The following is a 23420-nucleotide window of genomic DNA, read 5'->3' as shown; positions in this document are numbered from 1 at the left end:
AATAACTAATAAAAATATTGGAAATAAATCTATAAAGTGCTTTTAGAAAAATAACTTTTTAATTACATTAATTGGATTCTGTTATTTAACCTGGAATTTCTCTTTATGAAATTTTTATTCTGTAAATTAAGCAAAAACAGGGGTTGATTTAAAATACCTCTAAAATCCAGAATAATGAATTTAACTCATCTTAAGCTTAAAAAATATCAACTTATTTATTCTGTTTGATTTTATAAAAACAGTCTGATATCTAAAAATAATTTTGATAGAAAGTCCACAAGATCTAACAAATTTTATCTCAAAGCTTAAAAAGTTAAATATCAAATATTAGGCTTATTAAGCCATGCTAATTTATCCCCTGTTGCGTAGTCGCTCTATATCAATAATTATATTAATAATAATTGGTTAAGATAAAATACAGCAACCCCTCTTTTTTCAAAGATCTTAGAAGACGTAAAAGACAAATTTAATTTTTAATGATCAAGAACACGCTGAATGCGTCAAATCATTCAGCGTGTTCTTGATAGGTCTTCACCTTAACCATATAAGAGCAGCACCCTTCATATCCGTGATTACTGCCCCCACTCTACATAATTTCTATTTTGATAAAGCTGCAAACTTAGAACGTGCTGCATGGAGCTTTTTATAGCTCTCAATCAGACGTAAATGACGGTCTAAGCCTTCCAACTTCATGCTGGTTTCAGTTAAACCATAGAAGCGGATACTGCCATCCATGGAACCAATTACGGCATCCATACGCTCATCACCAAACATACGGCGAAAATTGGTTTCATAATCATCCAAATTCATATCATCGTCCAGTTCAACTTCCAGAACAACATTTAAGCATTGGTAGAATAAACCACGTTCAACCGTATTAGTGTTGTATTGCAGGAATTGTTCAACTAAATCTTTCGCTTCTTCAAATTGCTGTAAAGCAATATAAATTAGGAGCTTAAGCTCCAGAATAGTAAGCTGACCCCAAACGGTATTATCATCAAACTCAATCCCAATTAAGGTTACGATATCGGTGTAATCATCAGACTCACACTCTTCCAAACGCTCAACCAAGGCTTCGAGCTGCTCATCCTCCAAACGATGGATATTTAAAATATCTTCACGGAACTGAAGTGCTTTATTGGTATTGTCCCAAATTAAATCTTCAACCAGATAAATTTCAGAATAACCAGGTACCAAAATACGGCAAGCGGTTGCACCTAAATGCTCATATACCGCCGTATATACTTCTTTGCCCATATCTTCAAGAATATCGAACATGGTTGTCGCTTCTTCCGCATTGGCATTTTCACCTTCGGAAGTGAAATCCCATTCGACAAACTCGTAATCAGATTTTGAACTAAAGAAACGCCAAGACACTAAACCGCTTGAGTCAATAAAATGTTCTACAAAGTTATTCGGCTCAGTCACTGCATTGCTACTAAAGGTTGGTTTTGGTAAATCGTTTAGACCTTCAAAACTCCGACCTTGCAATAGCTCAGTCAAACTGCGCTCTAAAGCCACTTCTAGCTTTGGATGTGCACCAAAAGAAGCAAACACCCCACCCGTACGCGGATTCATTAAAGTCACGCACATAACTGGATATTTCCCACCCAAAGAGGCATCTTTGACCAAGACTGGAAAACCTTGTTCTTCCAAACCTTTAATACCCGCTACAATACCTGGGTATTTCGACAATACTTCTTCTGGCACGTCAGGAAGCGCAATCTCGCCTTCTAAAATTTCACGTTTCACCGCACGTTCAAAAATTTCAGACAAACACTGTACTTGTGCCTCGGCCAAGGTATTACCGGCACTCATACCGTTACTTAGATACAGGTTTTCAATCAGGTTCGATGGGAAATAAACCACTTCACCATCAGAATGACGCATAAATGGCAATGAACAGATACCACGTTCAGTATTTCCTGAATTGGTGTCATACAAATGTGAGCCAAGTAATTCATCGTCTGGGTTGTAAATCTCTAAAGTATATTCATCCAAAATTTCTTTTGGTAATTCGTCATTTGGGCCTGGCTTGAACCATTTTTCATCTGGGTAATGTACAAATTCAGCATTGGCAATGTCTTGACCCCAAAACTGATCATTATAGAAAAAGTTGCAGTTAAGACGTTCAATAAACTCACCTAAAGCAGATGCCAAAGCGCTTTCTTTGGTTGAACCCTTACCATTGGTAAAGCACATTGGCGATTGTGCATCACGGATATGTAAAGACCACACATTCGGTACAATATTGCGCCATGATGCAATTTCAATCTTCATGCCAAGACCAGCCAAAATACCTGACATATTGGCAATGGTTTCTTCTAGGGGCAGATCTTTACCGGGAATGAAGGTGCTGCTTTCAGATGCTAAACTTGGCATCAACAAAGCTTGTGCATCGGCATCAATGCTTTCCACTTCTTCAATGATAAATTCAGGACCGGTTTGGATCACTTTTTTTACAGTACAACGGTCGATTGAACGCAAAATACCTTGGCGGTCTTTGTCAGAAATGTCAGATGGCAATTCCACCTGAATTTTAAAAATCTGTTTGTATCGGTTTTCTGGATCTACAATGTTGTTTTGTGACAAACGAATATTATCAGTTGGGATATCACGCGCTGCACAATACACCTTTACAAAGTAGGCGGCACATAAAGCAGAAGATGCAAGAAAATAATCGAATGGTCCGGGTGCTGAACCATCACCTTTATAACGAATTGGTTGGTCGGCAATTACCGTAAAATCATCGAACTTGGCTTCTTGTCGAAGGTTGTCGAGATAATTAACCTTGATTTCCATGCTGCTGGCACCTAACTATTCTTATGTGTCACTAGGGACCCATAAGATTCTAAATATTGAAACATAAGCCGAATCACGGAAAAGAAATTGACTTAAAAAAGAGAGTAACTAGCGTCATCTGTTTAGTGAGCACACTGAACAGATGACATTTGCAATAATGGGCAATATTATAGATGGATTTGGTTTAATTGATAACTTTTCTCTGTCTTTACAGATTATTTATAAAAAATCCTTAACACAAGAATAACTTAGAAAAAAATCTGGGCAATCTCAAGTCATATATTTCAAAATACGAGAATAAATATTATAAGTAAGGACAATCTGGCGCTCTATCTATCATTATTTTTAAGTATTGCCCTGATCTCACCTTAAGCACTTACTCAATCTCATATAAATTTTAGAATATATATGATGTAAATACATTCTTCTAATATTAATCTAATCCTTAGGCATCCTTACAGCTTACACTTGGCTATTTTTCTGAATAAACCTATTAAATTCATCTTTTAGTTCCAGATACTTGGGATTTAACTTGGCATCATCCCATTTTTTCTTAAAAATTTGCGCTGCTGCAGCTTTAACAGCATCTTTTGAACTACGTGCTAACTCTGAACGGCCATGTGCCCCACTCAAGCCTTTCTTGTCTTCGGGAACTGGGCCTTTATATTTCTTCCCGCATTTATGATTGGCATAGCGACTTGCTCGGGTATAGCCCATTTGTAAAAATTTTCTAGCCATATCCGCACCAATAAAGTCATTCTGCTCTAAATATTCTAAAAATAATGCATAGATCTTTTCGCTACTTTGTATCGCTTTAATTTCATCGGCAAATTGCCAATACGGCAGTATTTCTGATTTATACGGTTCTACCAGAAGTACCCCTTGTTCACCCCGGCCAATCCGATACAGCTCGGGTCTTTTTCTAAAATTAATATTTTTGAAATCTAAGGAATAATCAAAACTCTTTGAAAAAATGCGTGATTCCCGCCGGGGTCTGTCGTGTTGCGGATCAGGATTCACCATGGAAACTCCATGAATATTGTACAGAAACTTGATAACATGCGTATAGCATCATGGCTGATTTGATTGAGAATTTGCAGATGTTTTTTGCAATCAGATATTGTTGTTATTCACTAAAACTGTCACTGCCTAGTCGAATGAATTAAATCACCTTATCTCTAGACATAAAAAAAGCCGAGAATCTCGGCTTTTTTAGCATACAAAAAGAAAATCGTGGGTAATTTACATTACTTTTAATTTATCTAGTTTTTTGTATTTAATATCTTTTAGATAGCAACGATATTTACTGCATTTGGGCCTTTTTGACCTTGTGCAACGCTGAATTCTACTTGCTGTCCTTCCATTAGGGTTTTGAAGCCTGAACTAGCAATTTCGCTGAAATGAGCAAAAACATCTGGACCGTTTTCTTGTTGAATAAAACCAAAACCTTTAGTTTCGTTGAACCACTTTACAGTACCTTTAACAACATTTGAGTTTGACATAATAAATCCTACTGATTTTTAATAATTTTTAGCCATTTTATTGACCGAGTGTAACTTTGAAAATAATAAAGAATGAAACTTAAAATCTGAAAAAACGAAGGATTATGACTAAAACTGCGATACTTAAAGAAGATTTACCGAAACAAGACTTTTTTTCTAGTTGGGTTAATCATACCTGAATTGAAATAATATTCAAGCTTTTTATATCTATTATTTGGTTAGTTGATCCAAAATTAAGTAGAGGTTTGAAAATGATCAATTTATTAAATTTTAATTTCATTGGAAGCTAACTCATTGAGCGAGTAAGTGCATATTGTGGTGAAAACTGAAAGTTTTGCCAATTTGTTCTGCGAGTCAATCACGATGAATTGCTTTAATAGTTCTGTTTTTTTTTAAGAAGTTATTTACATCCTTTATGATTATTTATATTCCTATTCAGTTGAATAAATTTTTACTTCATCTGATTTCATAATGTTGTAGTTGTGTAAATTACAGTCGTATGGTTAGATTATTAAAAAATAATAATAAGGAATAAAAAGTGAAATTCAATTTACTCGTTTTTTGTATGGCTTTGGTTTGTAATCTTGCTCATGCGGCCCAATGCTTATCAGCAAGTGAATCAGAAGAATTAAATAACATTTATCAAAATTCAAGTGAATTTTATCGCCATGTCAAACTCGATTGCCAGTCAACTGATGAAATAGTTCAAAAAAATTGTACTTCTGCTGAACATAAAAAAATATTAGAAATATACCTTCGGACTGCAATTTATGATTATGAAAATACGCATGGAGAAACATTGACAGGTAAGCCGTACAACCGTGAATACACTACTGCTTTCAAAGAAGTAACCAATAGTTTTGATAATTGTGACGATTTAAAAAAGTCCTTGAAATATTTCTTATCTACGTCAATCTGGGCAGATTGATCAGCATCTAAGGTGTTGAGCTAAATGGCGAGATTATTTGCTTATGCTCAAAGCTAATAACGAGTTATAATAGATGATGATTCTATTGATGCCTTGCTGAAATGAAATAACTATTAACTGTAATAAGCACCAATAAATAGTCAATCAGCTAAGTTGTGATACCACACTAGCGTAACAACATACACTAATACTTTTATAAAATAAAAGAGCAAAGAAAAAAGATAGATTTTTATCCTTTTTTATCACTGCACTCTAGCTATGTTACTCTTGGAGTAGATAACGAATCTTGAAACAAGAGGCACGTATCATGAGTTACCAACATATCCTGCTGGCTGTAGATGATTCCCCTATTTCCATTGCTGCAGCTGATCAGACCATAATTCTGGCTAAAGCATTAGGCAGTAAAGTCACCATCGCCAGCGTTGTTGTAATAGATCCGTTAACCAGTGTCAGTTTTTATAAAAATGTACCTGGAGTCACGGATTATTATATGGAAGCCAAAGCTCATGCTAAAAATATTTTGGCTGAGCTAAGACTAAAATTCACTAATGCGGGTATTGAAGCCAATACAAAACTCCTCAGCGATCAATCCCCAAGTGAAGCTATCGCGAAACTTGCTGATGAATTAAATGTTGATTTAATCGTCGTGGGTTCCCATGGGCGTACTGGTTTTAAAAAAGCTTTTCTCGGCAGTATTGCACAAGAGATTTTAACCTCAAGTCATGTACCCGTACTGGTGGCAAAATACACTCGTTGATTTTAGATGAAAAAGCCCACCTCATTTATAGTGGGCAAATTTATTCATAATCATTGATTACACCTTTTGATCTTTTATTGATTAGCTATCAGCTAATATATTTATTAAATATTTTCAATAAAATCTTAAATCTTTTATTAATTATTTTTTATAATTCACTCATAATTTCTCTTATCTAAGATCTTACATTGGATTTATCGAGTATGGTTTTACCACACTTACGAAATACATTTTTTCGAAATTTTTATAAGTTTGAATTTGGTTGTCATGGCTAAATGCGGCTCATATATTTATATGAAAATATTACCTTTAAGTTAAATAATTCAAATTTAAAAGGCTTATAGTTATGCATGAGCTCCAACCAAAAAATTTATTCAATTAAAGAAAAATATTGAAAATGACGTTAGCTTGATATGGTGTGAATTAAGATAGTTTTTAGTATAAAACATTAAATTTATCTTTATTTTTAAATTAAGTATTTGTAATTAAACGTTAAAATAAAAAACAGTTAAAATAAGGAGAAAATATGTAAATTTTATTTAATTTATGTAGGATTAATAATAAATTTGGTCGATATTTTAATTTTTAATGCTATTAGTTATTCATCAGAATAAGTAGTAGATATCAAATATGTGTAATGCTATAAACCCGTTTTTAAGTAATAAGTCTTATTCTTCCAATATATTACAAATTATTTCTCAATATTTTTCTAAAGAAAAACAATATTGTTTATTTCTCGATATAGATGGGACACTTTCCGAGTTTAATGCGGATCCTTCACAGAGTTTTATTCCAAAAACAACTTTGCAGATATTACAGCAACTAAAAGATTTAGAAATTCCTGTTATTGCTATAACTGGACGTTCTGTAAAAGTAGCATCTCAGCTATTTTCTCCCCTTCAGTTACCTATTGCAGGGACACATGGTTTAGAAATACAAATAGATCCGGAAGAAAAATTAAACGCCTGGATAGATAAAAATGATATTTCTTTGCTTCAGCACAATGTGCAAAAGGCTTGTCTTTCCTATCCTCAGCTGCGAGTTGAAAATAAAGATTATTCAGTCGCTATACATTATCGCGAATATCCTGAACTGGCTGAAATCGCAAAAAAAATTGCGCATGATATTCAGCGTACTCAGCCCAATTTTAAAATTAATAATGGCAAATATGTATTTGAATTATTACCTGCAAAAGCTGATAAAGGGCAAGCGATCCAAAAGATTTTAGATCATTATAATTTTCCCAATGTTTTCCCCATTTTTATTGGGGATGATCAAACAGATGAATCCGGTTTTAAAATAATAAATAAATATCACGGCGTCAGTATAAAAGTTGGAGAAGAAGAAACCCAAGCGTGCTACCGCCTTAAGAATGTTGCAGATGTCGCTCATTTTCTGGATTTATTTTTACGATTCTTAAAAACACATTTTCCAAGACAGTCTCAAGTATCAAACAGTCTCAAGTATCAAAAGGAGAAAAAGCATGTCTAAATTAATCGTATTGTCGAATCGTGTGAGTTTACCTAATCCTGATAAATCCACTGCAGGCGGTTTGGCAGTAGCTCTACAAGATGCACTAGCTGATATTGGAGGAATATGGCTGGGATGGAATGGTGAAAAAATTGAAAATCACCATGATCCATACTTTAGTTCAACTAAATATAGAGGCGTGGAATACATTACCTGCCCTCTCACTCAAGAACAATACAGTGGCTATTATTGCGGCTTTGCAAATCGCACCCTTTGGCCAGCTATGCATGATCGTGCAGACTTAATCGAATATCAGCCAGAAGAATTTAAAACCTATCAACAGGTCAATCGTTTATTTGCCCGGCAGCTTTCTCAAATCGCTCATCCAGACGATGTCATTTGGATTCATGATTACCACTTCTTAAGTGTGGCACGTTACTGTCGTGAATTAGGCATGCAAAATAGAATTGGATTTTTTTTACATATTCCCTTTGCGGGTACAAATATCTGGAATTTAATTCCAACAGCGCAAACACTCATTCAAGATCTTTGCCATTACGATGTGATTGGATTGCAAACTGAATATGACCAAAAAAAATGTATGGATGTATGCCATCATTTCTTGGCTTCTCAGATCGTCCATTCCAATGTGTTAAGCTATAAGCACCGCCAGATCACTATTCAATGTTACCCCATTGGTATTAATCCCGAACTTATCCAGAAAATCGCTCAACAGAAACTAGAAAATCTACATCCTGTATTTGAATTTGATGATTTAGCAGATCAAAAAACAATTATTAGCGTCGATCGTATTGATTATTCCAAAGGTTTAATTGAACGTTTTAATGCATTTGAAGAATTTCTGAAAAAAAATCCTGAATACCATAAACATATCATTGATTTACAAATCGCTTGTCCATGCCGTATGGAAATTCCTGCTTATAAAAATTTATATGAGCTTATAGATGCAAAAGTTGAGTTAATTAATCACGAATTTTCACAGGATAATTGGCAGCCCATTAACTGTACGCATGAAACTGTAGAGCATGATGCATTGATGAAAATTTATCGTCAGTCCGATATTTGTTGGGTCAATTCATTGCGTGATGGCATGAATTTGGTTGCAAAGGAATTTATTGCTGCACAAAATCCTAACAATCCAGGTGTTCTGATTCTTTCTAAATATACCGGTGCTGCGGAGCAAATGTCGGATGCCATTATCGTGGATCCCAAAAATTGTGGCGATATGATTAAAGGATTAAAAACAGCTTTAACCATGTCAAGATCAGAACGTATAGAGCGTTATAAACATTTAATGCAGGGCCTAAAACGTTTTGATATTAATGACTGGCGTAATGCTTTTTTAAAGGATCTTAGACGAGTTGAGCTATTCAATATTTTCAAACCTTCTATGCGAAAATCCTATAATTACCATACTCATCAGCAACTATATTCCTAAAAGATTTTATTTCTTTTAACAATAAAAGCCGGAATATCTTTAGATATTCCGGCTTTTATTTACTTAATTAAGATCAGAATTAAATTAAGAAGCTTTAACTTGGGTAAAATGATTTAAAAAGGTAATCAGCATTAATAAAGCCGCAATCATTCCAAACACAAGGCTTAGTCCCATTATTTCACTGGTCAATCCTACCAAGGCAGGCCCCAACAAAGATCCACTATAAGCCATAGTCGACACACATGATAAGGCGGCTGCTTTAGGCATAATATTTTGGCGCCCTACACGGGAAAACATAACGGGTACAATATTAGAGCTACCCAAACCCAGTAAAGAATAACCTACTAACACAAGCATCCAATGTGGGGCCATAACTACAGTGAAAAGACCCAATGAAGCACAAATTGCACTATAAACAATGATATTTTTTTCGCCCAGTATTCTTTGTAAATAATGACCAGAAAAACGTCCAATGGTCATTGCAATAGCAAAAAATGTATAAGCAAGCCCGGCAAATGCTGGCTTTAAACCATACTCACTGACTAAATAAATACCACTCCAATCCATAGCTGAGCCTTCGGAAAGAAAAGCAATAAAACATACTAGGCCCATCAATAAAATCAGTGGGCTAGGTAGTTTTCTCCCCTTACTCTTTATTTCTTCAGGATTGATTTTTTTATCGTTTTCAATTTTAGACAAACTATTTGGAACAGCAATTAAACCGATGATGACCAATAAACTGCAAATAGCTAAAGCACTCATTAGTGGTGAGATACCGATCGCAAGTAATGCGGTTACAGTCATTACCCCAGCCAATCCACCTAGGCTGCACATACCGTGGAACTGAGACATCATGCTTTTAGCACTGTTTTTTTCTACAATCACTGCTTGTAAATTAATAGCCACCCCTAAGCTGCCGGCAGCAGTACCAAACAAGAACAAAGCGACTGACATAAGTAGTATGCTACTGCTTAATGCAAAGGTAGGTAAAACCAGTAATAAGATTAAAATTGCGGCCAATATAATGACACGACAGCCTACTTTTTGAATCAATAGTCCGGTTGCCGGCATAGCAATCATTGAACCTAAACCTATACTCAGCAACAAAGTACCAAAGTCAGCATGATTAAGATGAAGGCGTTGCTGAGCATAAGGAATAAGTGGAGCCCAAGCAGCAGTACTCAATCCTAAACTGAAAAAACAAAGTAGTGTAGATAAACGCTGCTGTGCATGATGTTGTGTTACATGATCTAGATGTGCGGTTTTGGGAAAAAACATGTGTGAGCCACCACGATAATAAAGTTTTGGCATCCCATTCCAAAAATAATTCCATAGAAAAACCTCTATAGACTTACTTATTGGAAAACCAACAACTGTACAGAGGCTAAATTTGGCGAAATTATACACAAAATAAACGTAAAAAAATTGCATTTTTTTAAAATTTAAAAAATGTTTTGTAACTATCCTCAGGGTTGAAAAACATACAAATGAGATGCTTTTGATAAGATATTAAAATCATGGATGATTTAATGGGCGTGCTTAAATTAAAGTTCACTTTTATGAAAGATTTCCATTATTCAAAATTAGATAAGTTGACAACTACAAGGTTTTTAGTCAAAAATTAAAAAAATTGACCTGCATCTACTACATGAGTATTCAGGTAATTAATTACAACTCCTGCTTAGTATTGAATAAATTAGAGCATATAAGCCAACATCTCTCCAGTCTCTAATTCTATAAAATTCATTTGATTATGCTGAAATAATATCTGAATTATTTCAATGAATTAAAAAGAATAATAATTAAATTTTCTAAAAATATTAAAGCTTTTAAGTATTCTTACATTTCAAAAATACAATTCCTGCGCAAGAAGGATTTGTACAAAATTTACACAACAAAACAAAAAGATATATATCTTAGGTACATGTTTTTATTGCCATTATATATTCTGTAATTGCTCAATTATTATAAAAATACCTTTACAGGAGCATCTTAATGTCAACTCAATTCGATTTTGTTTCGGTGGTTAAAAAACCAGATATTTATTTTGATGGTTTATCTATTAGTCGTACGATCAAATTCAAAAATGGAATAAAAAAAACAATAGGTGTCATTTTACCTACAGAACACCCTTTAACCTTTGAAACTCATGTAGCAGAACGTATAGAAATTATTTCAGGTAAATGTCATGTTCAAATAGAAAATGACTTAGAAGGTCAGATTTACTATGCTGGACAGTCATTTTATATTCCCAAAAATAGTCATTTCAAAATTATGACAGATGATGTCTTGGACTATATTTGTCACTTAGAGGGCTAACTTTCATCTCAAATAGGTGAAATAACACTGCATTACAAATAATGGGGGGGAAACATTGTTGTTCCCCCCTCATTAAATGATCTCACCCTATATAAGAGAGCAAGAGTAAATATAAGCTTATAAGTCTTTAAGCCGGAATTCCTTCTGCAATAGCTTCCCTTGCCCAGATACGATGATTACGGATAAACTCTTTAAACTGGTCACTGACTGAGTTAAAGTTTTCAGAAATCAACGTACCCTTATCTGCTATCAATTGTAAATCATTCATCAGATTTTTCTTGTCACCCAAGAAAACAATTGGTTTCAGGTGCTTATAGGCCTCTAAAATATAATGAGTCGCTACCCCATCCATTTTAACTACATCGTAGTTGGCGCCATCGACAATTACTACTGCGTCATACATAACAGAAGGTTCACCTTTTTGCATACCATTTGAAGGCAAGGGTGAGTGTTGATTACTTAAAACCGGACCTGGTGTTGGGGTAAGAATATGTGCTACAGCACTTTCAGCTTGTGCCCAAGCAAGAACTGCCGCGACATTAGCCTCATTGACATTGTCATGGACCAATACAGCAATTTTTCTGCCTTTAATATCTTCAGGTATAAAAGCTTCAAAACTTAACTTAGCAGATTTTTCTACTGAAGAAGTTCTAAAGGTTTTATCCGTATCTGGTACTTCAATACCTAAGTTCTTACCAACCTGTTGCGCAAGATCCAGATCGACATTGGCTAAGATTTCTTTCACTTCACGTTCACGGATATGTAAACGCTGTACTTTACCTAGTTCGAAGGTATAGGCATCAACTACATGTTTCTGCTCGTGGGGTGCCAAGCTTTGATAATACAGACGTGTCTGTGAGAAATGGTCACTAAATGATTCACTACGATCTCGTATTTTATTGCCATCGACACGTTCCTGATAGCTTTCGAACCCCCCCCCTTGCGCGGCAGCAGGTGTTTCTACTGGCCAATTATTATCAATTGAATCAGGCTCATAAGATGCTCCTCCACGATGTACAAAAGTTTGATGCATACCATCACGCTGATTGTTATGGAATGGACATACTGCACGGTTAATCGGTAATTGATGGAAGTTTGGTCCACCTAAACGACTGAGCTGTGTATCGGTATAAGAGAATAGGCGTGTTTGTAATAGTGGATCATTGGTAAAGTCGATTCCCGGTACAATATGACCTGCACAGAAGGCAATTTGTTCTGTTTCATCAAAGAAATTATCCACATTACGGTTGAGGACTAATTTACCAATAGGAGTTACAGGCACCAGTTCTTCGGGAATAATTTTTGTGGCATCCAGTAAATCGAAATCAAACTTCATTTCATCTTCTTCTTCTACAATCTGGATCCCGAGTTCCCATTCAGGATAATTCCCTGTATTAATGGCATCATACAAATCACGACGGTGGAAATCTGGATCTTTTCCTGCAATCTTTTGAGCCTCATCCCAAACGAGCTGAGCCATTCCTTGTTTTGGCGTCCAGTGAAATTTCACAAAAATTGCTTTACCTTCAGCATTGATCATCCGGAAAGTATGTACCCCAAAACCTTGCATAGTACGGAATGTTCTAGGAATTCCGCGATCTGACATGGCCCACATCACTGCATGTGCAGATTCAGGCACGAGTGAAACAAAATCCCAGAAAGTATCATGTGCTGATTGCGCTGTTGGAATTTCCGTATGTGGTTCTGGTTTTAAAGCATGCACGAAGTCTGGAAATTTAATCCCGTCTTGCACAAAGAAAACCGGTGCATTGTTACACACCATGTCATAGTTGCCTTCTTGAGTATAAAACTTAATGGCAAAGCCACGAATGTCACGCACTGTATCTGCTGAACCACGTGGCCCCTGTACAGTAGAGAAACGTACAAAAACAGGCGTTTGTACGCTTGGATCGGCTAGAAAAGCCGCTTTAGTGTATTTTACATTTCCCTCATATGCCTGAAAATAACCATGTGCACCAGTACCACGTGCATGCACAACGCGCTCGGGTATACGTTCGTGGTCAAAATGAGTGATTTTTTCTCTTAAAATAAAGTCCTCAATTAAAGTTGAGCCACGGCCTCCCGCCTTTAGACTATTCTGGTTATTAGCAATCTTGACTCCATGATTAGTAGTCAGCGCTTCTCCTGTCGCATCACGACGGAATTCATCTAACTGTTGCAGTTTCGCATTGGTATTTTGTTTATCTAAACTATCCGTGCCTGCGAGTTCACTTTTCTTTGCTTTAGGGTCCATATTCCTACCTATTATTTGTGGGTTAAAGTATGACTTTGTGGGTGGAAAACTGTTTCAATTCAAAAATTAGATTGAGATTAATTTAATAGCGGGATGATTTTTTATCGCTCAGAAACGGAAAGAGTAAGTCGACAAAGCATTGGGTACACCAAAGACCCACTTCACTGTGATGTGCATGAGGTGCCAAATAAGGAAGCAGTTTATTCATCTTCATAGCCAGATTGCCCGTTTCCGAAATCTGATATTGAATCTCTTCCAGTTCTCCATCAGACAAGTAACTGAACATAAAATCATTGTTATTTTTGTGGGCAGAATTGATTTGCTGATGTTTTAAATTAAGATGTTTAAAATGCTCTCCGGCAATCCAGTCATAGATAATCTGCTTTTCTGTCGAATTAAAGACACCGTACATTTTCCCTTCTTCATGACTAATTAAATGCCAGAAGCGACTTTCTTCAGGATCTCTATTCATCTTGATCCATTGCTTCTCAATCAAGAGATCTATAAATTCTTCGACCAGATTCGGCTCTGAAAGCCATTCATTAATAGATCGATTATTTAATTTGCATTTATCGCTGTGAATCACATTCCCTACTAAAGCTTTACGTTTAAGAATCTTAAGCACCAAAGCTTCTAAGTTGAGGTTTTTAATAATCTGTAGTGATGATAATCCTTTATTATTTAAAGCAAAACCTGCCTTTACTTTGTCCATAAAGACATCTTTATCCTTGAATTTACAGTAAATTTTTTCAAGTGCCTTAATAGACAAATGTGCATGACCATTGTCCATATTGTCTATGGTGATATGCAGATTGAAATATTGTGAATTTATTCCTAATTCTTTAAGTTCGTAATTGGTAATCAGAAGATGTAATGGAAGTTGCTCATACCCCAAATTAAAACCAATAATTTCTGGAATGAATTCTGGCGGAGCGTAAGCAAGTGCTAATTGAATTGCAGGTTGATGATAATATTCATCTTCTAGCTCTAATATGAAATGTTCTAAGCCTAAGCTGAACAGTAAATCATCATATACCGTTACATGATTGGCCTTGGCCAAGCCTACACCTAGTTCTTCAACATAAATCTGGATTAAATCTCTAAACACCGGGTCCTTCCAGTAATGAACTATGCTATATAACCATGAACCATCTACCCGCTTTACTGGTGCCACTTTAATTAAAAATTCAAATGCTTGACTTACATTTTTAAAATATTCACGCTCTGCTCCGCTATTTCTCCTTTCTTTGTATAATTGATATTCATGACATTGATTTTTATTACTACTTACAATCCATTCATGAATTTCAACCAAATTTGAAGGGAAATCGGAATAACTTGAATTGAGGGTGTGAATTTCTTTTTTTAAAAAAGCAGATGCTTTTCGTTCCTTATCGGGTGTAGAAATATCTGAATCTAAAAAAAAAGTAACTAAATCGCAGTAACTTTGATGGTTCTTATCAAGTAAATCTAGCAATCGTTCTTTTACTGCTACTGGCATTTTTATTCTCCACGCGGTAAGTATGCTATACACCTCATTGATCAATATGCCATGGTGAAAAATTCTCATTGTTATTATTCGTTTATTTTGTGTTTAATTGGTTTTATCTATTTATATAATTCAAACACCTAAACCACAAAACTAATAAGTGTGATAAAAAACACATTTAAAAAACCATATTGTTAACCTCTGAATGTTTGTTTAAAATATTTCTTTCAAGCTTAAATAAAGTTATAAATATGATTACTAAATGCTGTGAATTAATGGCCAAATACAAACTTAATATTACTTTTATTGAGAGTGCTTCTGCAGGTTACTTGGCTTACCGCTTTTCTCTCACCCCTTTTTCTGGTGATATTTTAAATGGTGGACTGGTTTGCTATGATTTAAAAATTAAGGAAAAAGTTTTAAAAATCTCATCAAAAATGATTGATAAATATACACCTGAATCTTCTCAAATTACTGAAGAATTGATTAAAAAATCAAAAAGAATATTTAAATCAGACATATATGTTGGATGTACCGGATTGCTCAAACCTGGAGGATCAGAAACCAAGGAAAAGCCCATAGGTACTTTCTTTTATTCCATTTTATATAAAAACAAAATATATAGTTATCGTTGTTTTTGTAAAGGGAAGAAGGAAGAGAAACTAAAAAAACTTATTAATTATATTTGTAAGAGTTTAATTAAAATTATTAAAAATAGTTAATACTTTGTAAAATTAATTTTAATTATTTAATCATATTTTCTCGAGTGATTGATAACATTATTTATATAAATAATATTTAGACAACATAAATTAAATATTACATAATATGTAACATCTGTTTTGTTTTTTAATTAAAATTTCATGCTAATAATAATTATATCTGGTTTAAACAGATTTTAAGATTTCGCTAAGCTAATATATATTATGAGGTGCGCAAATGACTACAAATAATCAGCAAGATCAAACTAAGGCTAATCCAAATCAACCACAACAGCAAAGTGGTAATCAAGGTCAACAAGCTGGACAGCAACAAAATGATCAACAGCGTCAACAAAATCAGCAAAACCCACAAGATCAGCAACAGCAAAATGGTAATCAAGGCCAACAGGCTGGATGGCAGCAAAATGATCAACAGGACCAACAAAATCAACAAAACCCGCAAGATCAACAACGCCAACAACAGCAGCAAAATGATCAACAGGGCCAACAAAATCAGCAAAACCCCAAAGATCCACAACGCCAACAACAGCAGCAAAATGACAACCAAGGTCAACAAGCTGAACAGCAACAGAATTTTGGACAAAACCAAAATGAACAAGATAACCAGCAGCAATAAATACGGTAGAGATACTTAGATTTCATATTTTCACCAAGAGAAAGTATTAACCAATACTTTCTCTTAGGGACTTAAAAATTTAGCATTTATAAAATGATCGCTGATATAGAAAATCAAAACAGGATTCCAAATAACAAATCTGGCAGTAATAGCAAGAAAATTATACTAATCGTCCTTACCACACCGATTTACAGCGTGACATTCGAACCTATCTTCTGCTTATGAGTTCGGCCAAAAGTCCCATTCTAAATATGGGGGGAAATGCTGATTTGAGTATTTATAATCTAGCCTTCACACCAAATGTAATAATTTTAAAGCAGAGTTTCGTTTAAAATGGGATCAAGTTAAACATGCTGTAAAAGATACGTGGAATAGAATGTAAAAATTATAGAATATAGGTGGCTTTTATAGCCCATATTTTTTGTACTATGCTAGAGTAAATTTAATTTTTAATTCCTTGTTTGTTCAGATTAAAATCTTGCTTTAAAGATATTCAACAGTAAAACCTATGTCCCGAGCTTTTAGCTACTTCACCTTTCAATATTTTTATTCATTGATAATATGCATTGCTGTTCCCGCACCTAATAAAGCCAAATCTATTAGAGATAAATTGGTAGAAGGCTAATTCTTAATATAACTATTTAAAATGTTAAATAATTTCTTATTTGAATTAATACATTATGTTATTTAATGTTTCTCTCTAATCAAAAAAATATAAATATCCAATAATATTGAATCAATATTTTTAAAAATGCGAAGGAAAAAGAATATGAATGAATATCCTAAAACTCCATCTTCTAAAGAACTACAAAGTCATCAACCTGGAATTCAATCCAAAATGCATCCCCAACCTGAAATAATCAAAGCCAATTATCAAGGAAGTGATAAATTAAAAGATAAAGTCGCGTTAATCACGGGCGGAGATAGTGGAATTGGTAGATCGATTTCCGTACTTTTTGCCCGAGAAGGTGCAGATATTTGCATCTGTTATTTAGAAGAAGATAAAGATGCGCTTGAGACTAAGAAAATGGTCGAGAAGGAAGGACGACGTTGTTTACTCATTAAATGTGATTTACAACATCAAGATGAAATAAAGAAAATGGTAGAACTGGCTCTTCAAGAATTTAAAGCCATCAATATTTTAGTTAATAATGCGGGTGTTCAATATCCGCAGAAATACATTACAGACATCAATACACAACAGCTTTTTAAAACTTTTGAAGTCAATATTTTTTCTATCTTTTATTTAAGCGAAATGTTAGTCCCTTATATGAAACAAGGGGATACGATTATTAATACTACAAGCATCACCAGTTATCATGGACATGATCTACTTATAGATTATGCAAGTACCAAAGGTGCAATCACCTCATTCACACGTAGCCTATCTACAAATCTCTTAAAAAATAAAACAGGGATTCGAGTAAATGCTGTCGCTCCAGGACCAATTTGGACACCCTTGATCCCTAGCAGTTTTGATGAAGAACAATTGAAAGACTTTGGTAAAGATACGCCAATGGGACGTATGGGCCAGCCGAGTGAAGTAGCTCCTGCATATTTATTTCTAGCTTCTGAGGAAGCAAGTTATATTTCTGGACAAGTCATTCATGTCAATGGAGGAAGTATTATAAATGGCTAGATCATAATCAAATATAAATCAAATCCATAATGAATTATAGTGATTCATTATGGATAATATAAATATATTTTATTAATTAAACATAATGGAAATTATACAATAGGAATATTGATTTATATAATTGGTTGATTCCAAAGAAATATAATAAAAATAAATATGTTTTTTTTAATTTAACAAGTCTTATATTAAATCTTACAAAATCTTTGCATATTATTCTTGTGAATTAAGTCATATTTAATCTAGAAGGTAAAGATATCCCTTAATAGGAGGATTAGACATGCCTACTGATGCTAAATCAGCTTATACAAATAAGCAAAAGCGCCAAGCAAAACATATTTTTGAGAGTGAAAAAGAGCGTGGAGTTTCTGAAGAAGATGCAGAACGTATCGCTTGGGCTACAGTCAACAAGCAAGATGGTGGTGGTAAGAAAAAAAGACATCGCGATTAGGAATAAATATATTTTATCTATATAAAAGCCTTTTAATGAGGGTCTTGTTATGTTGGCCTCACCATTGAATTTAGCCAAATCCTTATTATTAAGCCATTTGAATTGTCGACTTATTGAGATGACACAACTGATAGGCACATAACAAGGCATCCATCCCCAATAAATAGCCAGAAATATTGTGAGATGGTTATTAAGTTGTATTTCCCCTTTCATAAACGAACCAAGGTTCCTATTTTATTGCGCTGCCTTAAGAGGTATTCATCTAAGGTGAATTTGTAAGTCGATAGCACTGATGAGATCAATCATCCGCTGATAATAACCCAGGATCTGAAAAGATGGTTGTGATAGTGCTTTAATAATGCAAAGAAAAAAGCTTTGAAGTTGTTGTAATAAGAATAATTATACTAAATGGCGATGAACACAATTTCCGAAACTTTCAATTGAGAAGCGCATCTTCTCAACCGCTTGTCGCTAGGTTCAAGAATTGCCATATGAAAAAATGAAGCGCGGACTTAAGGTCCGCGCTTTTTTATCAATCACTCTTACTTTTGTTGATCATTCTGTTGCTGCTGTTGGCGTTGTGGATCTTTCGGATTTTGTTGATTTTGTTGATCATTTTGCTGCTGCTGTTGGCGTTGTGGATCTTTCGGGTTTTGCTGATTTTGTTGGCCCTGTTGATCATTTTGCTGCTGCTGTTGGCGTTGTTGATCTTGCGAGTTTTGCGATTGGTTAGTCATTTTTATATCCATCCTGTTTTAAAATAAGTCACAACTGTTTGTAACTATCCTAAATTTGCATATCTATTAGGATAAAGCTATTAGACTCATGTGACATTTCTTGTCATTGTAAAGTTGGATTTTTTTAAATAAGAATAAATAATTCATTATAATAAGATTATTTAAATTTTTTTAAAAATATTAATTACATTGATTACTTAATCAAAACATAGATAAAAGCTTTAATTAAATAATGATTTTTTTAAGAAATAATTTTTATAGAAAGGCCATTATTTTAAGAAGGATGGACTGCTCCCAGTATCCTAGACATGAGACAGCCTCATTTTGAAGCTGCCTCAAAGGCTTCTGGACTCATCCCATCGAGATGCGAATGACGCCTCATTCTATTGTAAAACATCTCGATATAATCAAACACATCCGCACGGGCCATTTCTCGTGTTTTATAGATCCCCTTTTTAATTCTTTCCTTCTTCAAGCTGCTAAAAAAGGATTCTGCAACAGCATTGTCCCATGAGCAGTATACTGCGCAAGGCCGCGACGACTCATACTCGGAACTAAGTTATGCTTCTGACAGAATTTCTGCCAGTCTCCGCTGCTGTATTGTGAGCCTGAGCAGCACTGCTGCGCAAGGGAGTGTATGATCACAAGTTCATTGGGTCTGCGTCGCCATACTGCCATTAAAAGTGCATCTAAAACGATATCCTTGGCAAGCGTAGGTTTCATTGACCAACCGATGACTTTCCTTGAATATAAATCGAGAACCACAGCCAGATATAACCAGCCTTGCCAGGTGCGGATATCTTGCGAAGCAGTGCTTCTCATATCAGTTACCTGAGAAACATCGTTTCGGAACGTATCAGGTGTGTTTACAACAAATTCTCGATTTAAATGGTTAGGTGGCACAATCTGAGGACGACCACGACCATAGCTTTTATGCTTCTTATATCCTCGAAGAGTGGAGGTGAAGCTTTTGTACAAAATGTCCCTTCCAACTCTAAACTTAAAGTAAGTTTTTTACCTAGAATTATTCGTTGGCTCCCGGTTAGGCGTGGTGATTATTGGATATTAAAAATTGATGAAAATTATGAAACGGTATTGGTCGGTGAGCCAGATAAAAAATATATGTGGCTCCTTTCACGTTCACAGCAGCCAGAAGTGGTGCAGGAATATTTAGATTATGCTGAATCTATTGGATATGATTTAAGTGATGTGATCAAAACCAAGCAGACTCAAAAATAATTTCCATAATGAATCATTTCAAGCATGAACTTGTTGTTCATGCTTTGTTTATGTCTCAACATTGCATAGAATAATTAAACATCTTCTCGAGACATTAAACCTTCATGCAACTCATTTGGTTTCGACAGGATTTACGCATTCAAGATCACACTGCTCTTTGGCATGCTACCCAGGCAGGATCCTGCATTGCATTGATCATCATCTCACCAGAACAATGGGCTTTGCACAACGATGCCGCTGTTAAAATAGATTTTTATTTAAGACAACTTCAGGTATTTAAAACTCAACTACAAGCCCTGAATATTCCGTTAATAATTCGGCATATTCCCTTTTGGAAAGATATTCCTCAAAGCATTTTTCAGCTTACACAACAATTCAATATCAATTGTATACATGCCAATATTGAACTCGGGGTAAATGAATTAAAGCGAGATGCCCAGCTTCAAAAGCTCTTGGAGAAAGATAATAAATCACTCGAGCTGTATCATGACCGAACTTTATTTCCTGTGGGCAGCATTCGTAACAAGAGCAATCTACCTTATCAAGTTTTCGGCGCATTCAAGAAAAATTGCTATGAACGAATGAATGTGAGCTTACCGCTGTGTTATCCCCAAATTGAAGCACAGCCTGATCTTGAATGTGACTTTCTTGAAGATGAGTCTGTTTGCACTTTTACAGAGTTATATTCAGATCATCTTTCGATAGAACTTCAAAATCTTTGGCCGGTCAGCGAAGAATATGCCTTAACATTATTGGATAATTTCATTCATGATAAAGTAATTCACTATGAGAAAGAGAGAAACTTTCCTCGGCTAGATTCAACCAGTCAGCTATCCCCCTATTTAAATTTAGGGATAATTTCTATCCGTCAATGTATTCAGGCTTTATTTCGTCGGCAGCATGGACAGTTCTCTATAGAACATTTAGGTCAGCAAACCTGGCTGGATGAATTGTTATGGCGTGAGTTTTATCAACATATACTCTTCGATTTTCCGCAGGTTTCTAAACACCAGCCATTTAAGGCCGATACACAAAAAATCCAATGGCGTAATGCTCCGAAAGACTTGGCTGCCTGGCAGCAAGGGCAAACCGGTATTCCGATTGTAGATGCAGGGATGCGCCAATTATTGGCAACGGGCTGGATGCATAATCGGATACGCATGATCACAGCCATGTTCCTGACCAAAAATCTGCTGATTGACTGGCGCTTGGGGGAGCAATGGTTTATGCAACATTTAATTGATGGAGATTTGGCAGCCAATAACGGCGGATGGCAGTGGTGTGCCTCTACCGGCACGGATTCAGTGCCCTATTTTCGGATATTTAATCCCCTCAGCCAGTCGCAAAAGTTTGATATGCATGGAGACTATATTCGTCAATGGGTTCCTGAACTGGCCCATTTAGATGCCAAAGCCATCCATGAGCCATATGCCAAAAAATTAAATTTAGTTTTAAATTATCCCCGCCCCATTGCAGATCTAAAACAAACGCGAATTCGCGCAATTGAAGCTTTTAGAAATCTTTAAATCAATATTTATGAGGACGGTAAGCTAAAAAAAGGAGAATTAATACTTCTTAATTTTTTCTACATCTTTATAAGACAAATTATATCTAATAAAAAATCCCAACATAATTGTTGGGATTTTTTATTTCTTTGCCCTGCATTAATTTTTTATGATTAAAACTTATAATTTTTGTTTTATGTTCCGCACCATCCTGTACTTTATATATTAATCATAAGAAATAGCTCATATGAAAAATATAAGATAGAGATTCGAATCTCTATTAGCTAGAATTGCAAACATATGAATCAAAATTTTTCTATAAAATTGGGAATTAATTTGGAGTGGGAAGGTAATCCCCCCTAAAAATAATAGGACCTAAAAGTAGAATTTTCTCTTAAAGTATAGGCAGGAGATTCTGCATGAAAACATCTAAATTTACTGACAGCCAAATCATGTCCATCTTGAAGCAGGCTGAATCTGGTACCCCTGTTGCCGCCCTTTGCCGTGAACACGGCATGAGTAATGCGACCTTTTATAAATGGCGTGCCAAATATGGTGGTATGGATACATCATTGATGGCACGGCTGAAAGAGCTGGAAGCAGAAAATACCAGACTTAAAAAAATGTATGCAGAAGAACGATTAAAGGCAGAAATCATTCAGGAAGCGATGGCAAAAAAGTGGTGAAGCCATCTTGCCGACGTAAGATGGCACAACAGGCAGTTGCCCATCATGCCATTAGCATTCGGCTAGCTTGCCGTGCATTTAGTATCAGTGAAACCTGCTACCGTTATCAGGCTCAACTCAGTGATGACAATGCTCTCATTGCAGAACAGTTGATTGAACTCACTGAAGAAAATACAGATTGGGGCTTTGGTCTGTGTTTCTCTTATCTACGTCATGTTGAAAATTATGCTTGGCATCACAAGCGTGTTTACCGCATTTACTGTGAACTAGCGCTAAACCTGCGTATTAAGCCAAGAAGAAGACTGAAACGGCATGCACCAGAACCTCTGAAAGAACCGATCCGGGAAAATCAGGTCTGGTCACTGGATTTTATGCATGATCAGCTGATCGATGGTCGAAAGTTCCGATTATTAAATGTGATTGATGATTACCGTCGAGAAGGTTTAGCGATTGAAGCAGGATTCTCATTACCTACAATACGAGTTATTCGAACCCTCAATCAGTTACTAGAATATCGAGAAAAACCGTTAGTGATCCGATGTGACAATGGACCTGAATTTATCAGTCATGAATTTGTACGCTGGGCAACTGAACACAGTATACGTATTGAATATATTCAACCAGGTAAGCCACAGCAGAATGCATATATTGAACGTTATAATAGAACCGTACGTTATAGCTGGCTGAGCAAACATTTATTTGATACTTTGGATGAAGTACAAGATTATGCAACAAGTTGGCTGTGGCATTACAATCATGAAAGACCACATCAGGCTAACAAAGGAAAGCCACCTTTAATGGCTGCTTAACCTCTACTTTTAACTTCGGTTATTTATGGGAGGACTACC

Annotated in this window: 18 protein-coding genes and 2 pseudogenes; 12 read left to right on the top strand and 8 right to left on the bottom strand. The window is 35.3% G+C overall.

The genetic code is table 11. The features are described from left to right. Nucleotides 1-597: 597 nt before the first annotated feature. From ACKI4H_RS15715 to ACKI4H_RS15705, 3 genes are all read right to left on the bottom strand, one after another. Complete coding sequence (locus ACKI4H_RS15715; protein ID WP_407307375.1) at nt 598-2802, bottom strand: OsmC domain/YcaO domain-containing protein; 2205 nt, start codon at nt 2800-2802, stop codon at nt 598-600. A 462-nt stretch (nt 2803-3264) separates the two neighbouring features. After that, nucleotides 3265-3825 (bottom strand): DUF4385 domain-containing protein, encoded by a 561-nt coding sequence (locus tag ACKI4H_RS15710; protein WP_407307373.1) that lies wholly within the window; start codon nt 3823-3825, stop codon nt 3265-3267. Between the two features lie 263 nt (nt 3826-4088). After that, nucleotides 4089-4304, bottom strand: a complete 216-nt coding sequence (locus ACKI4H_RS15705; RefSeq protein WP_067723482.1) for a cold-shock protein — start codon at nt 4302-4304, stop codon at nt 4089-4091. Between the two features lie 538 nt (nt 4305-4842). Here ACKI4H_RS15705 and ACKI4H_RS15700 point away from each other — a divergent pair. From ACKI4H_RS15700 to ACKI4H_RS15685, 4 genes are all read left to right on the top strand, one after another. Next, nucleotides 4843-5232, top strand: a complete 390-nt coding sequence (locus ACKI4H_RS15700) for a hypothetical protein (protein ID WP_407307371.1) — start codon at nt 4843-4845, stop codon at nt 5230-5232. A gap of 307 nt (nt 5233-5539) precedes the next feature. Beyond that, complete coding sequence (locus tag ACKI4H_RS15695) at nt 5540-5989, top strand: universal stress protein (protein ID WP_407307369.1); 450 nt, start codon at nt 5540-5542, stop codon at nt 5987-5989. Between the two features lie 630 nt (nt 5990-6619). Continuing rightward, nucleotides 6620-7480, top strand: coding sequence for a trehalose-phosphatase (gene otsB / locus ACKI4H_RS15690; RefSeq protein WP_407307367.1), 861 nt, complete (start codon nt 6620-6622; stop codon nt 7478-7480). Further along, the gene (locus ACKI4H_RS15685; protein WP_407307365.1) at nt 7473-8918 is read left to right on the top strand and encodes a trehalose-6-phosphate synthase; all 1446 of its coding nucleotides are present in this window, start codon (nt 7473-7475) and stop codon (nt 8916-8918) included. The genes otsB and ACKI4H_RS15685 overlap by 8 nt, the downstream gene beginning before the upstream one ends. Nucleotides 8919-9002: 84 nt before the next feature. Here ACKI4H_RS15685 and ACKI4H_RS15680 read toward each other — a convergent pair whose 3' ends face one another. Further along, nucleotides 9003-10196, bottom strand: coding sequence for an MFS transporter (locus tag ACKI4H_RS15680; RefSeq protein WP_407307363.1), 1194 nt, complete (start codon nt 10194-10196; stop codon nt 9003-9005). A 717-nt stretch (nt 10197-10913) separates the two neighbouring features. On the opposite strand from ACKI4H_RS15680, the gene ACKI4H_RS15675 reads away from it, so the two are divergent. Then, nucleotides 10914-11237, top strand: coding sequence for a pyrimidine/purine nucleoside phosphorylase (locus ACKI4H_RS15675; protein ID WP_407307361.1), 324 nt, complete (start codon nt 10914-10916; stop codon nt 11235-11237). Between the two features lie 127 nt (nt 11238-11364). On the opposite strand, the gene katE is transcribed toward ACKI4H_RS15675, so the two are convergent. Both katE and ACKI4H_RS15665 read right to left on the bottom strand, forming a co-directional pair. After that, nucleotides 11365-13491 carry a catalase HPII gene (gene katE, locus ACKI4H_RS15670; RefSeq protein ID WP_407307359.1) on the bottom strand — a complete coding sequence of 709 codons (2127 nt, stop codon included), beginning with the start codon at nt 13489-13491 and terminating at the stop codon, nt 11365-11367. Nucleotides 13492-13573: 82 nt separating this feature from the next. After that, nucleotides 13574-14992 carry an iron-containing redox enzyme family protein gene (locus tag ACKI4H_RS15665; RefSeq protein WP_407307357.1) on the bottom strand — a complete coding sequence of 473 codons (1419 nt, stop codon included), beginning with the start codon at nt 14990-14992 and terminating at the stop codon, nt 13574-13576. 239 nt (nt 14993-15231) lie between these two features. Between ACKI4H_RS15665 and ACKI4H_RS15660 the strand changes: the two genes are divergently transcribed. The 4 genes from ACKI4H_RS15660 (at nt 15232) to ACKI4H_RS15645 (ending at nt 18405) form a co-directional block, all read left to right on the top strand. Continuing rightward, nucleotides 15232-15702, top strand: a complete 471-nt coding sequence (locus ACKI4H_RS15660) for a CinA family protein (RefSeq protein WP_407307355.1) — start codon at nt 15232-15234, stop codon at nt 15700-15702. Nucleotides 15703-15919: 217 nt separating this feature from the next. After that, the gene (locus tag ACKI4H_RS15655; RefSeq protein ID WP_407307353.1) at nt 15920-16318 is read left to right on the top strand and encodes a hypothetical protein; all 399 of its coding nucleotides are present in this window, start codon (nt 15920-15922) and stop codon (nt 16316-16318) included. Nucleotides 16319-17087: 769 nt separating this feature from the next. Beyond that, nucleotides 17088-17957 carry an SDR family oxidoreductase gene (locus ACKI4H_RS15650; RefSeq protein ID WP_407307351.1) on the top strand — a complete coding sequence of 290 codons (870 nt, stop codon included), beginning with the start codon at nt 17088-17090 and terminating at the stop codon, nt 17955-17957. Nucleotides 17958-18234: 277 nt separating this feature from the next. Continuing rightward, nucleotides 18235-18405, top strand: coding sequence for a hypothetical protein (locus ACKI4H_RS15645; RefSeq protein WP_407307349.1), 171 nt, complete (start codon nt 18235-18237; stop codon nt 18403-18405). A gap of 542 nt (nt 18406-18947) precedes the next feature. On the opposite strand, the gene ACKI4H_RS15640 is transcribed toward ACKI4H_RS15645, so the two are convergent. Together ACKI4H_RS15640 and ACKI4H_RS15635 are read right to left on the bottom strand one after the other, a co-directional pair. After that, the gene (locus ACKI4H_RS15640) at nt 18948-19142 is read right to left on the bottom strand and encodes a hypothetical protein (protein ID WP_407307347.1); all 195 of its coding nucleotides are present in this window, start codon (nt 19140-19142) and stop codon (nt 18948-18950) included. A gap of 319 nt (nt 19143-19461) precedes the next feature. After that, nucleotides 19462-20138 (bottom strand): annotated as a pseudogene (locus tag ACKI4H_RS15635) (IS3 family transposase); the annotation flags it as partial. Between ACKI4H_RS15635 and ACKI4H_RS15630 the strand changes: the two are divergent. From ACKI4H_RS15630 to ACKI4H_RS15620, 3 genes and pseudogenes are all read left to right on the top strand, one after another. After that, nucleotides 20091-20381, top strand: a pseudogene (locus ACKI4H_RS15630) (lipocalin family protein); the annotation flags it as partial. The pseudogenes ACKI4H_RS15635 and ACKI4H_RS15630 sit on opposite strands and share 48 nt — an antisense overlap. A gap of 104 nt (nt 20382-20485) precedes the next feature. Next, on the top strand, nt 20486-21907 hold the full coding sequence (locus ACKI4H_RS15625; RefSeq protein ID WP_407307345.1) for a cryptochrome/photolyase family protein: 1422 nt from the start codon (nt 20486-20488) through the stop codon (nt 21905-21907). A 398-nt stretch (nt 21908-22305) separates the two neighbouring features. Further along, nucleotides 22306-23381 (top strand): IS3 family transposase gene (locus tag ACKI4H_RS15620; protein ID WP_407307343.1). Its coding sequence is split into 2 segments (ribosomal slippage): nt 22306-22558 and nt 22558-23381, totalling 1077 coding nucleotides; the frame shifts between segments, so codons are not numbered across the junction. The last annotated feature ends 39 nt before the right edge of the window (nt 23382-23420 follow it).

It is taken from the genome of Acinetobacter sp., from assembly GCF_045628685.1.
Classification (GTDB): Bacteria; Pseudomonadota; Gammaproteobacteria; order Pseudomonadales; family Moraxellaceae; genus Acinetobacter.
The sequence above is the reverse complement of the archived record's forward strand: the minus strand, read 5'-3'. Positions and strand labels throughout refer to the sequence as shown.

Coding starts and splice junctions, on each gene's coding strand:
- ACKI4H_RS15645 (WP_407307349.1), top strand. CDS start 18,235: ATGCCTACTGATGCTAAATCAGCTTATACAAATAAGCAAAAGCGCCAA.
- ACKI4H_RS15675 (WP_407307361.1), top strand. CDS start 10,914: ATGTCAACTCAATTCGATTTTGTTTCGGTGGTTAAAAAACCAGATATT.
- ACKI4H_RS15715 (WP_407307375.1), bottom strand. CDS start 2,802: ATGGAAATCAAGGTTAATTATCTCGACAACCTTCGACAAGAAGCCAAG.
- ACKI4H_RS15680 (WP_407307363.1), bottom strand. CDS start 10,196: ATGTTTTTTCCCAAAACCGCACATCTAGATCATGTAACACAACATCAT.
- otsB (WP_407307367.1), top strand. CDS start 6,620: ATGTGTAATGCTATAAACCCGTTTTTAAGTAATAAGTCTTATTCTTCC.
- ACKI4H_RS15655 (WP_407307353.1), top strand. CDS start 15,920: ATGACTACAAATAATCAGCAAGATCAAACTAAGGCTAATCCAAATCAA.
- ACKI4H_RS15650 (WP_407307351.1), top strand. CDS start 17,088: ATGAATGAATATCCTAAAACTCCATCTTCTAAAGAACTACAAAGTCAT.
- ACKI4H_RS15640 (WP_407307347.1), bottom strand. CDS start 19,142: ATGACTAACCAATCGCAAAACTCGCAAGATCAACAACGCCAACAGCAG.
- ACKI4H_RS15660 (WP_407307355.1), top strand. CDS start 15,232: ATGATTACTAAATGCTGTGAATTAATGGCCAAATACAAACTTAATATT.
- ACKI4H_RS15710 (WP_407307373.1), bottom strand. CDS start 3,825: ATGGTGAATCCTGATCCGCAACACGACAGACCCCGGCGGGAATCACGC.
- katE (WP_407307359.1), bottom strand. CDS start 13,491: ATGGACCCTAAAGCAAAGAAAAGTGAACTCGCAGGCACGGATAGTTTA.
- ACKI4H_RS15705 (WP_067723482.1), bottom strand. CDS start 4,304: ATGTCAAACTCAAATGTTGTTAAAGGTACTGTAAAGTGGTTCAACGAA.
- ACKI4H_RS15665 (WP_407307357.1), bottom strand. CDS start 14,992: ATGCCAGTAGCAGTAAAAGAACGATTGCTAGATTTACTTGATAAGAAC.
- ACKI4H_RS15695 (WP_407307369.1), top strand. CDS start 5,540: ATGAGTTACCAACATATCCTGCTGGCTGTAGATGATTCCCCTATTTCC.
- ACKI4H_RS15685 (WP_407307365.1), top strand. CDS start 7,473: ATGTCTAAATTAATCGTATTGTCGAATCGTGTGAGTTTACCTAATCCT.
- ACKI4H_RS15625 (WP_407307345.1), top strand. CDS start 20,486: ATGCAACTCATTTGGTTTCGACAGGATTTACGCATTCAAGATCACACT.